The 13,861-nt window shown below is 68.7% G+C and carries 10 protein-coding genes and 2 pseudogenes; 7 read left to right on the top strand and 5 right to left on the bottom strand.

Annotated elements, in window-relative coordinates; all coding sequences use genetic code 11:
• Positions 1–247: 247 nt before the first annotated feature.
• The 3 genes from FNV62_RS22830 to FNV62_RS22820 all read right to left on the bottom strand — a co-directional run bounded on the left by FNV62_RS22830 (position 248) and on the right by FNV62_RS22820 (position 4,379).
• Complete coding sequence (locus FNV62_RS22830; protein ID WP_144315594.1) at positions 248–1,918, bottom strand: penicillin-binding transpeptidase domain-containing protein; 1,671 nt, start codon at positions 1,916–1,918, stop codon at positions 248–250.
• A gap of 97 nt (positions 1,919–2,015) precedes the next feature.
• A complete protein-coding gene (locus FNV62_RS22825) occupies positions 2,016–3,662 on the bottom strand; it encodes a penicillin-binding transpeptidase domain-containing protein (protein WP_144315593.1) in 1,647 nt (548 codons plus the stop codon).
• Between the two features lie 150 nt (positions 3,663–3,812).
• Positions 3,813–4,379, bottom strand: a complete 567-nt coding sequence (locus FNV62_RS22820) for a nucleoside deaminase (protein WP_060896191.1) — start codon at positions 4,377–4,379, stop codon at positions 3,813–3,815.
• A 91-nt stretch (positions 4,380–4,470) separates the two neighbouring features.
• On the opposite strand from FNV62_RS22820, the gene FNV62_RS22815 reads away from it, so the two are divergent.
• The 3 genes from FNV62_RS22815 (at position 4,471) to FNV62_RS22805 (ending at position 7,294) form a co-directional block, all read left to right on the top strand.
• Entirely contained in the window at positions 4,471–5,445 is a 975-nt protein-coding gene (locus FNV62_RS22815) for an antibiotic biosynthesis monooxygenase (RefSeq protein ID WP_097285065.1), read from the top strand.
• A 10-nt stretch (positions 5,446–5,455) separates the two neighbouring features.
• Complete coding sequence (locus FNV62_RS22810; RefSeq protein ID WP_144315592.1) at positions 5,456–6,841, top strand: FAD-binding oxidoreductase; 1,386 nt, start codon at positions 5,456–5,458, stop codon at positions 6,839–6,841.
• Positions 6,842–7,078: 237 nt separating this feature from the next.
• Positions 7,079–7,294, top strand: coding sequence for a hypothetical protein (locus tag FNV62_RS22805; protein WP_054233047.1), 216 nt, complete (start codon positions 7,079–7,081; stop codon positions 7,292–7,294).
• 269 nt (positions 7,295–7,563) lie between these two features.
• On the opposite strand, the pseudogene FNV62_RS22800 reads toward FNV62_RS22805, so the two are convergent.
• Positions 7,564–8,828, bottom strand: a pseudogene (locus FNV62_RS22800) (tyrosine-type recombinase/integrase).
• Positions 8,829–9,144: 316 nt separating this feature from the next.
• Between FNV62_RS22800 and FNV62_RS22795 the strand changes: the two are divergent.
• Positions 9,145–9,348, top strand: a pseudogene (locus FNV62_RS22795) (pyridoxine 5'-phosphate oxidase C-terminal domain-containing protein); the annotation flags it as partial.
• A gap of 39 nt (positions 9,349–9,387) precedes the next feature.
• On the top strand, positions 9,388–10,257 hold the full coding sequence (locus FNV62_RS22790; RefSeq protein ID WP_144315590.1) for an META domain-containing protein: 870 nt from the start codon (positions 9,388–9,390) through the stop codon (positions 10,255–10,257).
• A gap of 288 nt (positions 10,258–10,545) precedes the next feature.
• Here the strand turns inward: FNV62_RS22790 and FNV62_RS22785 are convergent, their stop codons facing one another.
• Positions 10,546–12,285, bottom strand: coding sequence for a dolichyl-phosphate-mannose--protein mannosyltransferase (locus tag FNV62_RS22785; RefSeq protein ID WP_097285062.1), 1,740 nt, complete (start codon positions 12,283–12,285; stop codon positions 10,546–10,548).
• 94 nt (positions 12,286–12,379) lie between these two features.
• Between FNV62_RS22785 and rsmI the strand changes: the two genes are divergently transcribed.
• On the top strand, positions 12,380–13,237 hold the full coding sequence (gene rsmI, locus FNV62_RS22780; protein ID WP_097285061.1) for a 16S rRNA (cytidine(1402)-2'-O)-methyltransferase: 858 nt from the start codon (positions 12,380–12,382) through the stop codon (positions 13,235–13,237).
• A 200-nt stretch (positions 13,238–13,437) separates the two neighbouring features.
• Positions 13,438–13,857 carry a hypothetical protein gene (locus FNV62_RS22775; protein WP_143626962.1) on the top strand — a complete coding sequence of 140 codons (420 nt, stop codon included), beginning with the start codon at positions 13,438–13,440 and terminating at the stop codon, positions 13,855–13,857.
• Positions 13,858–13,861: the final 4 nt, after the last annotated feature.

Raw genomic sequence — 13,861 nt, 5'->3', positions numbered from 1 at the left:
TCCGCACGCCGGCCGACGACGGCGGGATGTCGGCGCTGCGCGCGCCGGCGACGAAGCCGAGAACGACGCTTCCGAGCCGACCCGCTCCCGACCCGCTCCCGAGTCGCTCCCGAGTCGCTCCCGAGTCGCTCCCGAGTCGCTCCCGAGTCGCTTCCGAGCCGACCCGCTTCCCGTTCGGAGAGGCTCTGGCCTTCCGCTCGGACAGGTCCCGGTTCCCCGCCCGAGCAGGTCCCGGTTCCCCGCCCGGCTAGCTTCCCGCCTTCAGGAGTGCCGCCACGATCGGGCCCGCCGTGTCGCCGCCGTGGCCGCCCTGTTGGACGACGCCCGCCGCGGCGAGGTCGCCCTTCCACGCGGTGAACCAGCCGTTGGGCTTCTTCTGGCCGTCGACCTCCGCGGAGCCGGTCTTCGCGCCGTAGTCGGGGCCGAGGCCGGACATCGCCTGGGCGGCGGTGCCGTACGCCGCCGTGTACTGCATGAGTTCGCGGAGCTGGGCGAGGGTGGTGGCGGACAGGGTGCGGGAGGCCGTCGCCAGCTTGCGGTTGTCGACCGTCGGAGACACCAGGTACGGCTGGTGGAAGACGCCCGTCTTGACCGTGGAGGCGACCGAGGCCATGTTCAGCGGGTTCATGCGGACCCCGCCCTGGCCGATCAGCGAGGCCGCCATCTGGGCCGCCGACTGGACCGGGACCGAGCCGTCGAAGGACGGGACGCCGATGGCCCAGTTGTTCATGGACAGGCCGAAGTACTGCTGCGCCTGGTTCGTCAGGTCGGAGTTCGACAGCTTCTCGGCCTGGCTGATGAAAGCGGTGTTGCAGGAGCGCGCGAAGCTCGCCTTGAACGTGCCGCCCTTGATCTCGAACTTGTCGTCGTTCTGGAACTTCCAGCCGCCGTACGTCACGTACTTCGGGCACGGGTGCTGCTTGTCGGCCGAGGCGAGCCCCTTGTCGATGAGCAGCGACGACGTGATGACCTTCATGGTGGAGCCGGGGGCCAGCGAGCCCTGGAAGGCCGTGTTGAAGCCGTGGCTGGTGTTGGCGACCGCGAGGATCTCGCCCGTCGAGGGGCGCATCAGGACCACGGACGCCCGGTCCTTCTTGGCGACCTGCTGCTCGGCGTCGGCCTGGAGGGTCGGGCTGAGCGTGGTCTTCACGGTCCCCGGGGTGCCCTCGCTGAGGGTCACCAGGGTCTTGTCGGGCGTCTTCTGGGTGCCCTTGGTCGCGGCCTTGCGGACCACGCGCAGTTCGATGCCCGCCTTGCCGCCGGCGATCATTCCGTACTTCTCGCGCAGCCCGTCCAGCACCGTGCCGAGCGAGGCGTACTTGGCCGTGGTGATCTCGCCGCCGTCGCGGTCGAGGGCGGTGACCGGGGGAGTGCCCGCCGGACCGGTGACCAGACGGTCGCCGTCCTGGAGGTCGGGGTGCACGACCGACGCCTTCCAGCCGACCAGCGCCGCGCCGTCCTTGGCGCGCCGCACGACGGTCAGCTTCGAGTCGTACGCCAGGGGCTTGCTCTTGCCCTTGTACGTGACGGTGGCCTTGACGGAGAAGGGGACGGAGGACCCGGACGGCGTGCCCGGCGTGAGCTTGACGCCGGTGATGTGGGCGTCCTTGCCGTAGCCGGTCAGCAAGGTCGTCGCGGCCGCCGAGTCGTCGGTGGCCGCGGCCGCCTTCGCGACGTCACCGCTCTGCCAGGCGGTCAGGAACCGCGTGGACAGCGCCGTGACCTCGGCCGCCGACGGCGGACCGGTCTTCACGGCCTTGTGGGCGGCGGTCTCCGACGTACGGTCCTCGGCCGACGCACCGCCGCCGTACAGGCTGTAGGCGCCGAACGCCCCGCCGCCGACGACCACCGCGATCAGCCCGCCGACCACGGCGGGCTTCGTCTTTCGTCGCTCGGCGACGCGCCTTCTGTTCCCCACAGCTTTCGATCCTCCGCCTGTTCCCCAAGTCCCCCGGCACCCTCATGCTCCTCAACGAGAGCCCCCACCCTAGGGTCCCGCCCTGTCAAGGGTGACTTCAGTCGCCCGTTCGTAGCACAGCTGCGACGATAGGACCGGCCGCGTCCACCCCGTGACCGCCTTGCTGGGTCATCGCGGCGGCCGCGATGTCGTTCCGATAGCCGGTGAACCAGCTGTTCGACTTGGACTGGGCGTCGACCTCGGCGGAGCCGGTCTTGGCGCCGATGTTCCCGCCGAGTCCCGCCATCACCTGGGCGGCGGTGCCGCTGGTCGCGGTGAGGTTCATCATCGCGCGCAGCTGCGCGGACGTACTGCTGGGCAGGCCCTTCGCCGTCGCCAGTTCCCGGTCGTCGAGCTTGGGCGAGACGATGACCGGCTGCCGGAAGGTGCCCGTCATCGCCGTCGCCGTGACCGACGCCATGTTCAGCGGGCTCATCTGGACCTGGCCCTGGCCGATCGCGTTCGCGGCGCGGTCCGGGCCGCCGGAGGCGGGGATGTTGCCGTCGAAGGAGGGGATGCCGGTCTTCCAGTTGTTCTGGCCGAGGCCGAAGCGCGTCTGTGCCTCGGTTGTCAGGGACTCGTCCGTGAGCGGCTTCTCGTCGATCAGTTTCACGAAGGCCGTGTTGCAGGACCGCATGAAACTGTTGGCGAGGCTCGCCTTCTCGTTCGGCGCGAGGTTGGTGAGGTTGTGGAAGGTCTGGCTCTGCCAGGTCGCGGTCGGCGGGCAGGGCGCCGGGCCGTTCATGGTGGTCACGCCGTTGTCGATGAGCATCGCCGCGGTGATGATCTTCATCGTGGAGCCGGGGGCCAGGGTGCCCTGGAAGGCGGCGTTGAATCCGTCCGCACGGTGGTTGGCGACCGCCAGCACCTCACCGCTGCTCGGCTGCACGGCCACCACGGAGGATTCGGCGTACCGGGCGACCGCCTTCTCCGCCGCGGCCTGCACGCTCGCGCTGAGGGTGGTGCGCAGCTTGCCGGCCTTGCCCTTGGCGAGGGTCACCAGGGCGGTGTCCCCCGCGCCCTCGGTCGCGTGATGGATCGCCAGTTCGACTCCGGCCGTACCGCCCGCCGTGTCGCCGTACTTCTCGCGCAGCGCGTCCAGGATCGGCCCCAGTGAGGGGTACTTCTCCTTCGTCAGGACAACGTTGTTCCGGTCCACGGCCTCGATGGGCGGGCTCGCCGACTCGCCCGTGACCAGCGTGTCCCCCTCCTGCATCTCGGGATGCAGGACGGACGGCTTCCAGTCGACCAGCGCCTTCCCGGTGGTCTCGCCGCGTACGACGGTCAGCCGGGAGTCGTACGCGAAGGGCTTGGACTTCCCTTCGAACGACACCGTCGCCCTGACGGAGAACGGCACGGTGGCTCCCGTCGCCGCCCCCGGGGTGATCTTCACACCGGTGAGGTGTGCGTCGTCGTGGTAGCCGGCCAGCGACTCCTGCGCCTTCTGGGCGAAGTTGGTGTACGCGGCGGCCTTGGCGGCGTCCCCCTGCTCCCACGCGGCGAAGAACTTCGTCGAGGTCTCCTTGACCTCCGCGCCGCTCGGCGGCCCGGTCTTCACGGCCGCGGGTCCGCCGCTCCCCGAGCCCCCGCCCTCGCTCCCGCTCCCGCTGAGCGCCGACATCACATTGAAGGCGCCGTATCCGGCACCCCCCACCATCACGGCGAACACACTGCCGATGACGGCGGTCTTTGCCCCCTTGCGCATCGCGCGAAACCCTCCCCGTGGACCCCTCCCTGAACTTCTGAACGCGTTCAGAAAGGTTCATGTCCGCACTGTATGCGGGAGGAGTGACGCGTGGGGGTGACGTTCCCTGATTGTTAGCGCGCCGTAGCGAGTGGTTGTGGGGCCGGGGGGTCAGTACGGATGCCGGTCGGGCTTGTCCGTCCACGCCGCGTAGGCCTTGGCGCCCAACTCCGGGTAGATCTGCTTGATCTGGATCCGCCGCTCGGCGAGGGGCTTTTGGAAGTCCTCGTACTGGAAGGAGTCGTCGAATCCGATCTTCCGGGTCGCCTCCAGGTCGGAGCCGTAGTAGACGGCCTCGATCCGCGACCAGTAAATGGCGCTCATGCACATCGGGCACGGGGCACCGCTGATGTAGATCGAGCATCCTTGGAGCATTCTGGCCCGCTCCGGTAGAAGGTCGGGGGATCCTTCGGGGCGAGGCACATATTCGAGGGTGCTCTCGTTCTGGTGCTCCTCCGAGATGGAAGGTGCCTCCGGGTTGAGACTCTGAACTGCCTTGCGAATGGTCTCCACTTCGGCGTGTGCGGTCGGATCGCCGGTGAGGAGTACGCGGTTCTGACCACGGGCGACGATTTCTCCGTCGCGGGTGATAACGGCACCGAACGGGCCGCCCCATCCTTTGTCCACGGACTCGGTCGCCAGGCGCACTGCTTCGGTCAGGAATTCCTTGTGACCCATGAGGGGACCTCCACTCAGCAACGCCTGAGGAACGCTTGAGGAATATTCACCCGATTGTCCGATAACTCCCCTTTGGACTAGACTACTCGGTATGAGTGACCGTGCAAGCGCTGCCCCGGGAGGAGGCGGTGCGACCGTCGTGACCTCCCAGAAGGTGAGGGAGGGCCGGGGCGACGAATACGAGCGCTGGCAGGAGAAAACAAACCGGGTCGTGCGGGATTTCGACGGATTCGAGGGCACCGAGATGTATCCTCCCGGGCCCGCCGGGGAACGCGAATGGGTGGTGGTGTTCCGTTTCTCCCGCATCGACCAACTCACCGCATGGCTGGATTCCGGCGCCCGCCGGGATCTGCTCGCCGAGGGCCGCCCGCTGCTGGAGGGGGCGCCCACGCAGGAAGTCCTCGCAGGCGCGGCATCGGCGCCTCCCCGGGAAGCGGTCACGGCAGTCGTGTCTCACGACGTGCGACCGGGGCGGGAGCAGGATTTCGAGCGCTGGCAGGACAAGGTCCTGAAAGCGCAGGAGAAGTTTCCGGGCTTCATGGGGAGTGAGTTGTTCAAGCCCGTCGAGGGAATCCAGGAACACTGGGTCGTCATCTTCCGGTTCGACAACCGCCAACATCTTGAGGACTGGCTCGGATCCGACTCTCGCGCGGAGCTATTGCAAGAGGGCGACGACTACTTCTTCTCATATGATGTACGCAAGGTGGGCACGGCATTCAGCGGCTGGTTCCGCTTCGGCGAGGGCACGGAGGAAGGGGTCCCGCCCAACTGGAAACAGGCCATGTGTGTGGTGCTGGCTCTCTATCCCACGGTGATGGTCCTGAATCTGACCGTTGGTCATGAATTCGGTGTCCTGGGCATCTCCACAAGTGTGGGCCTGTTCCTCTCGAACGTACTGAGCGTCAGCATCCTGACCTGGGTGCTCATGCCGTTGGTGAACAGAGCCCTGGCCTTTTGGCTGCTGCCCAGCCGGTCACGCTCCCTGCGCACCCATGTGGCGGGGGCCGCGGTCGTGGTCCTGTGCTGGTTGATTTTCATCGCGGTTTTCAGCCTGACCACCAACTAGTGGGGTCGTGATGGGCGCACACGCACAGACTCGACGACGTATCGAGGGAGAAATCGTCCGGCGGGGCGACCCCCGATACGACGAGACGTGGGCAGCGATGTTGTTCAACCATCTCAAACCGGACCGGTTTCCGGATGTGATCGTCCGGGCGGCCTCGGAGCGAGATGTTCCGGCCGCCGTCGAACTGGCCAGGTCCCAGGGCCTCCGCATCGCCGTACGATCGGGTGGGCACAGCTGGTGCGGCTCGCCGCTACGTGACCGAGGCATGCTCATCGACCTCTCCGGGCTCCGGCGTTCCGACATCGACGCGGCCTCCGCGACGGCGACCGTGCAGCCCAGCGTCACAGGTCGCGACCTCATCGCGGAACTCGCCCCGTACGGCCTCGCGTTCCCCGCCGGGCATTGCGGATCCGTGGCCCTCGGCGGATACCTCCTCAGCGGCGGACTCGGCTGGAATTCCCCCGCTCTGGGACCGGCCTGCGTAAGCGTTCGGCAGATCGAAGCCGTGACCGCGAACGGCGAGGTCCTCACATGCAGCACGGAGGAGAATCCCGACCTGTTCTGGGCGGCACGCGGGGCGGGCCCCGGATTCTTCGCGGTCGTCACCAGCTTCCGTCTGGGTCTGTACCCGCTCCCCGCGGCGGTCGCCACGACGACGTACGCCTTCCCGCTGGCGGAGCTCGGACCCGTGACCCAATGGGCCACCGAGGCCGCGACCGGGCTCCCCGCAACCGTCGAACTCTCCTACGTGCTCCAGACTGCCTCCCCTGAGATGTCGGCGGCGTCGCCCAGGCCCAAGGTGGCCGTCGTCGCCGCCACCGCGTTCGCGGACTCGCGGGAGGAGGCGGTCCGTGCCCTCGAACCTCTGCGCACGTGCCCCCTCGCCGACCGTGCCCTCTGCCGGCAGCTCGACGAGCCGACCTCGTTCGAGGCCCTCTACGAGACGTCCGAGGCGATGTGGCCCGTACACCACCGCTCCGCCGTCGACACCCTGTGGTCGGACGCGGACTACGGAACGCTGCTGGCACCGCTCGCCGACGCGATCGCCGATGCCCCCTCCGACAAGACCCTCGTACTCGCACCCGTGACACCGGTCTCCCCGGAGAAGGCACGCATGCACGACGTCGCCTTCTCGGTGCTGGGCAGCAGCTACGTGGCTCCCTTCGCGATCTGGGGCGACCCCGCGGCCGACGACGTGAACGTGCGCTGGCTGCGCGATGCCATGCACGCCGTCGAACCGCTCGGCACGGGCCACTACGTCGCCGAGGCGGACCTCACCGCCGATGTGTCCCGGGCACGCCTATCCTTCGCGCCGGCCGACTGGGAGCGTCTGCGGGCTCTGAAGGCGCGGTACGACCCCGAGAACGTCTTCCACTCCTATCTGCAGCCCGCGTAGCGGCTCTGCCCGGCCAGACCCAGGTGTCCAGCCACATCCGGGAGCGCCACTGGTCTATGGGGATCGCGGTGCCCGTGTACAGGGGCCAGAAGTCACTCACCAAGGCATTCAACCGCCATCGCAACCCGTCTGCCAGCGACTATCTGGGACGGATTTGGGGGCGCCGGGAAGCCACCTAGGCACCTCTCGGGCTGCTCGATATCCTGGTGCGTCACACACTCACTCGGGGGGGCGTCTGTGATCGAACTCGGCGTGCTGTTTGGGCTGTTGGTGGCAGCGGTGTTGGTCCTGCTCTTCGTGCTCCTGCGCCGAAGGAACGGCAGCACGGAGAACGTCGACGGTCGCCTGATCGAGCAAGCGCGACGGCTGCAGGCGTACAACGACAGGGTCTCCTACAACGCTGCCGCCGTGCACAGCTCTTCGCCCACCATGACCGACCACTACCGTCCCTGACCCCATGGGGACCACGGGAGCTTGAGGGGTCGTACGAGGGTGACCGACGACAACCGCTGACGGCCGACAACGACCAAGAGGGCGCGGCAGGCTGCCGCGCCCTCTTGGTGTGTCCGTGCAGCTAGACCCAGGTGTCCAGCCACATCCGGGAGCGCCACTGGTCTATGGGGATCGCGGTGCCCGTGTACAGGGGCCAGAAGTAGATGAAGTCTGCGAGATACGCCCTGATGCGGCCCCGACCAGGGCGTTTGGCACTGATCGGGGCCGTGTCAGGCTGCCTGGGCCGTCTCTGGGCCGTGATCTTGCGGAGTGGAGGCCAGATAGAGGCTGTCGACAGCCTTTCGCGTGCGTCCCTCGCTACTCGGCATCAGGTGCGTGTACGTCCGCAGCGTGAACCCCGGATCGCTGTGACCGAGGTACTGACTCAGGGCACGGATGTTCTCGCCCGCGTCCAGCAGCACCGACGCGTAGAAGTGCCTGAGCGCGTGCATCCCGTGCTCGGGGGCCGACGCGTACCGCTCGCCCGCCTCCCGCGCCGGGATGATGCCTGTAGCAGCCAGAGCGGGCTTCCAGTGGTGGTCGTTGAAGTTGCTCACGCGCACGTGGTTGCCTTCGACCCCGCTGAACAGGAGTCGTTTCGTCACGAGCGGGCCGTCCGGCGTACGCCAGGGGAGCGTCACATCGACCGGAGGGAACTCCTTGGCATGGTCCCGAAGGGCGGCGCTCACGGCCTTCGGCAGCGGCACGTCACGAACCTTGCCGCCCTTCGGCAGCGCGAACACGTACTTACCGCGGATGCGCTTGAGCTGGTGACCTACGGCCAGCCAACCACCCTCGTAGTCGAGTTCGTCTTCTGAGAGGCCGAAGATCTCCCCTTGCCTCAACCCGCATCCCGCTCCGGTGTCGACAGCAGCCCGGAAGCGCTGTTCGAGGGCGGCCCGCACGCCGAACGTCTGGTCTGCCGTCCACGGGGTGACGCGCGGCTTGCCCGGCTTCGGAAGCTGCACCGTTCGGGCGCGGCAGGGGTTCTTGCTCAGGAGTCCGTCATCGACCGCCGCGCTTAGCGCTGCCGAGACGGTGCCGACGATGATGCGGCGGTGCGATTCCGCCGGCACGGTGTCTTCCAGGGCGGCGATCCAGTCTCGGATGTGTTCCGGCTTGAACGAACCGAGCGGGCGAGTCCCGATGTGCGGGTACGCGTGCAGGCGGAGCCGCCGTTCCGCTGCCTCCCGGCTGTTGATCTCGCCCGTGTGCGTCTTCACCCAGCGTTCCGCGTACTGCCGGAAGGTGGATCGCGCGGTGCGCGGGTCAACGTACTGGCCCCGCGACATGTCGGCCTCGATGTGGGTGAGCCACTTCTCAGCGAGCCGCTTTTCCCTGTCGCGGAACGATTTGCTCTTCTCGGTGCCGTCGGGGGCATGCGCGTGTCGTGGCTCGGCAAGGAAGACCCCACCCTCACCGACCGTCTCACCGCGGACTTGCCGTCGGGCGTGGTCTCGTTCTTGAACCAGCGGTCTTGAATGTGGCCTGCCATGCGGCGGCGGTCCCTTCTGGGCAAGGAGAAGGGAGGGCCACGGCGTGGCCCTCCCCGGGGAAGCGGTGCGGTGCGCGGTGTCTGGCCGTATCAGGCGGCGGTGCCTGGTCGTCGTTCTTGCGCTGGGCGACGTAGGCGCGGACGTCGGCGGGGTCGTATCGAACGTGATGTGGACGGGGATCGAGTGCCCCGCTCATGCATCCCATAAAGGGCCTGGTCAAGCGGGATTTGAGGGCCCGATCTTGAGGGGACTGTAAAGCTGCCGAGCTCTCAGCCCACCTGGATGTCAGCGCTCGCATCAGCGGAGACGCACGTCGAGGTCGCGAGGGCCAGACAGGGACGCGGTCACGGGCGGGCCCGGCGGGAGCCGCACGCCGCGGCGGCGACCTGGACGCTGTACCGCCTCCCGCCCGAGGATGTGGAGTTCTTCCAGGGCGATACGGCCCGCAGGCACGTACGTCTGGCCTACCGTCGCAAGAACGACTCGGAGGGGTGGTCGCGGCAACTGCTGTGGCCCTGACGGGGCAACCCCGAAGGTGGGTCGGAGGTCTGAACCGGCATGCGCATGTACCGGACCGGCGCCTTTCTCGGCGCACTGCTCGTCGCTCTGCTCACCGTCACCGCGTGCTCGCCCCGGGCGGGGAGCGGGGGGAAGGCCCCGGACCGGCCCACGCCGTGGACCATGCCGACCGGGCCGGGCGGTTACGGCGGGCGGCTCCTGGGCGCACGCTGGCGGGTCGACTGGGTCACGGTCGACGGGCGCAACATCGACGCACCGCCGGACGCCGGCGCGTGGGTCGAGTTCGGCTACGACAACACGGCCGTGGGCGACTACGGATGCACGCCGTTCAAGTCGTCGGCCACGGTCACCGCCACGACGCTCACCGTCGGTACGGACACGTCGGGGGCGACGCCGGACGACGCGTGTCCGGCGAAGGAGCGCGCCTTCGAGCAGCGGATGCGGAAGATCTTCACCGGCGGCCCCCTGGCGGTGGCCGAGCGGGTCGACGAATTCTCGATGACCCTGAAGAACCAGAGGGGCGACTATGTCGCGCTGCAAATGCTGTGGCCTCAGGGGCTCTTCGGAGCGCCGTGGCGAATCGAATATCTGAACGTCGCCGACACCCCCGTCGACATGACGGCCGGCAAAGAGGTCTACTTCGTCTTCCACCGGGACGGCACGGTCACCGGAAAGGGAGGCTGCAACGGCTTCAAGGGCCGGGCCGCCTTCGCAGGCGAGCACGTCACGCTGTACCCGCTCACCCGCACCACGCACCGGACCTGCTCACGGAAGATCATGTCCCAGGAGGACGGCCTGCTCGACCAGGACCCGCGCACGTTCTCGGTCGTTGCCTGGCGCGGCATTACCTTCGTAGACCGCACCCCCGGCCTCGACGGCCTCGCCTACAACTTCATCCGGGTGAGGTGACCGGCACACCGCCGCGCCCAGGGGTCTAGATTCACAGTCGGTGCGGCTCGCCGGCCGGCGGTCCGCACCCGACCCTGAGTGAGCCTCTGGGGCATCCATGGGGAACCAGGGCTTTTCGCGGCCGAAGACCCTGCTCACGTTCTGACTGCCGCGCGGTCCGTAAATCTCCCGGGTCCAGAGCTGGGCCGTCCTCGGGCCGTGCGAGGGCGACCAACGACAACCGTCAACGGCCAACAACGACCAAGGGGGCGCGGCAGATTGCCGCGCCCCCTTGCTACGTCTGCCCAGCTAGACCCAGGTGTCCAGCCACATCCGGGAGCGCCACTGGTCTATGGGGATCGCCGTGCCCGTGTACAGGGGCCAGAAGTAGATGAAGTTCCAGGCGATCAGGAGGACCAGGACGCCCGCGCTCGCCGCGCCGATGACGCGGCGGCGTTCCGTGGAGCCGGGTGGGCCGAGGATCGCGCCGATCATCATGGCGACCGCCAGGCACAGGAACGGGACGAAGATGATGGCGTAGAAGAAGAAGATCGTGCGCTCCTGGTACATGAACCAGGGGAGGTAGCCGGCCGCGATGCCGCAGGCGATCGCGCCCGCCCGCCAGTCGCGGCGGAACGCCCAGCGCCACAGGACGTAGACGATCGCGAAGCAGGCGGCCCACCAGAGGAGGGGTGTGCCCAGGGCCAGGACCTCGCGGGCGCACTTGCCGCCCGCGTCCGCCGGGCAGCCGTCCTTGCCGGGCAGCGGGGACTCGTAGAAGTACGAGACCGGGCGGCCCAGGACGATCCAGCTCCACGGGTTCGACTGGTAGGTGTGCGGTGACGAGAGGCCGACGTGGAACTCGTACACCTCGTGCTCGTAGTGCCACAAGCTGCGCAGCCAGTCGGGCAGGAAGGTCCAGCTGCCGCCCTTGCCGTCGGTCGCGGCCCAGTTGCGGAAGTAGCCGCCCTTGCCGTTGGTGGGGGAGAGGATCCAGCCGGTCCAGGAGATGAAGTACGTGGCGATCGCCACCGGGACCGTCGCGAGGAACGTGATGCCCGTGTCGTGCTTGAGGGCCGCCATGTACGGGTGGCGGGCGCCCGCGACCCGGCGCGCGCCGACGTCCCACAGGACCGCCATCAGGCAGAACGCGAAGAGGACGTACAGGCCGCTCCACTTGGTGCCGAGGGCCAGGCCCAGCATCAGACCGGCCGTCCAGCGCCAGGGGCGCCAGCCGAGGCGGGTGGACTCGGCGATGTGCGCGTCGGGGCGTACGAGCCCGTCCGCGTCTGTCGGCAGGGCGGCCGCCAGTCGGGCACGCGCGCGGTCGCGGTCCACGATCAGGCAGCCGAAGGCCGCCAGCACGAAGAACATCAGCACACCGTCGAGCAGCGAGGTGCGGCTCATCACGAAGTGCAGCCCGTCCACCGCCATCAGCGCACCCGCGAGACAGCCCAGGAACGTCGAGCGGAACATCCGGCGCCCGATCCGGCACAGCAGCAGCACCGACAGCGTGCCGAGCAGCGCCGTCATGAAACGCCAGCCGAACGGATTGAAGCCGAACATCCATTCGCCGAGCCCGATGACGTACTTGCCGACCGGGGGATGCACCACATAGGCGGCGTCCGAGGGGATGCCTACGTGCCCGCTGTTCTGCAGGATCAGGTCATTGGCGTTCTTGTCCCAGTTGACCTCGTACCCGCGGTGGATCAGCGCCCAGGCGTCCTTGGCGTAGTACGTCTCGTCGAATATCACCGCCTTCGGGCTGCCCAGGTTCCAGAACCGCATCAGCCCCGCCATCAGGGTCACGAGCAGCGGGCCGCCCCAGCCCGACCAGCGCGTGATGCGCTCCGCGACCTCGTGGCGCAGCCCGAACGCAGCCCAGATCCGGGGGCTGGGCTCGGCGTACGGCGGCACGAGCCGATCACGCACATCGCTTCTGGGTGGTGCGTTGTATCCGAAGCGGCGCAGCCGCTGCTGCCACGACGGCCGCCGTTCTTCGGCTGCCTGGCCCTGCCGGGTGTCCGTGGAGGACGCGGTACTGGTCACCGCGCCATCGTAGGGAACAGGTCTGTGGGAGTCCCGTGCACGGGCCTAATGGGTGGATGCGGCTGCCGCCGAATGCCCCTGCGAGGATGGAACCGTGACAGGAACCCTTGTTTTGGCCGGCACCCCCATCGGCGACGTGGCCGACGCCCCGCCCCGGCTCGCCCAGGAGCTGGCGGACGCGGACGTCGTCGCCGCGGAGGACACCCGCAGGCTGCGCCGGCTGACCCAGGCGCTGGGCGTGCAGCCCACCGGGCGCGTGGTGTCGTACTTCGAGGGGAACGAGGCCGCCCGCACGCCCGAACTCGTCGAGGCGCTGGTCGGCGGGGCGCGCGTGCTGCTGGTGACCGACGCCGGGATGCCGTCCGTCTCCGACCCCGGGTACCGGCTGGTCGCCGCGGCCGTCGAGAAGGACATCAAGGTCACCGCCGTACCCGGCCCGTCCGCCGTGCTCACCGCGCTCGCGCTGTCCGGGCTGCCCGTCGACCGGTTCTGCTTCGAGGGGTTCCTGCCGAGGAAGGCGGGCGAGCGGCTGTCCCGGCTGCGGGAGGTCGAGGGCGAGCGCCGCACGATGGTCTACTTCGAGGCCCCGCACCGCCTCGACGACACCCTCGCCGCGATGGCCGAGGTCTTCGGGGACGGGCGGCGGGCCGCCGTCTGCCGCGAGCTGACCAAGACGTACGAGGAGGTCAAGCGCGGACCGCTGGGCGAGCTGGCGGCCTGGGCCGCCGAGGGCGTACGCGGGGAGATCACGGTGGTGGTCGAGGGCGCGCCGGAGAAGGGCGCCGAGGAACTGGACGCGGGCGAACTGGTGCGCAGGGTGCGGGTGCGGGAGGAGGCGGGAGAGCGCCGCAAGGAGGCCATCGCGGCGGTCGCGGCCGAGGCCAAAATTCCCAAGCGCGACGTCTTCGACGCGGTGGTCGCGGCAAAGAACGCGGCGCACAGCGCCCCATAGAAGAGCAAAGGGCCCGCACGGAAAGCAAAGCTCAGGCCGTGTCTCCGAGGCATTCCGACAAGGAAAGGCCAAAACGACTCCAATAGTCGACAGGCCTGATGCGTTCCCGCCCGGAGAAGCGTCCACTGGTTGAAGGGACGTACCCGTCCCTCGCCCCCGCCGACCGGGGGCGCTTGTCCAGCGGAACAGCAGGAGCTGGCATGAGTGAGATCGCAGGGCAGACCGGCAACCGCAGCGCGGCGACCGCCGTCGTCAACGAGTCGTATTCCTTCGCATGCATGCGCTGCGGGCACGGCTGGGAGCAGTCGTTCGAGATAGAGCACCACCGCGACGCCGAGGGCGGCGAGTTCGTGATGTACGTGGCGGACGGCCATGTCGTGCCGTCGCCGCTGAGCCGGCCCTCCTGCCAGAACTGCGACGGACACGTGGTGCGCATCATGCGCGCCGGACAGGTGTCCTCCGTCCAGAACTCCATGCACCAGCACACGCACCGACCGGTGCAGGCCCACGGCGAGCAGGCCCACGGCGAGGCCGTCGACCAGCCAGCCCTGCCCAGGGAACCCCACCACTGGCACCTCTCCGACCTCCTGCACCCCTTCCACCACCGCAAGGCGGGCTGATCGC

It is taken from the genome of Streptomyces sp. RLB3-17 (assembly GCF_007113425.2).
Classification (GTDB): domain Bacteria; phylum Actinomycetota; class Actinomycetes; order Streptomycetales; family Streptomycetaceae; genus Streptomyces; species Streptomyces mirabilis_D.
Note: the sequence above shows the minus strand (reverse complement) of the source record. Positions and strands in the feature narration are given on the sequence as shown.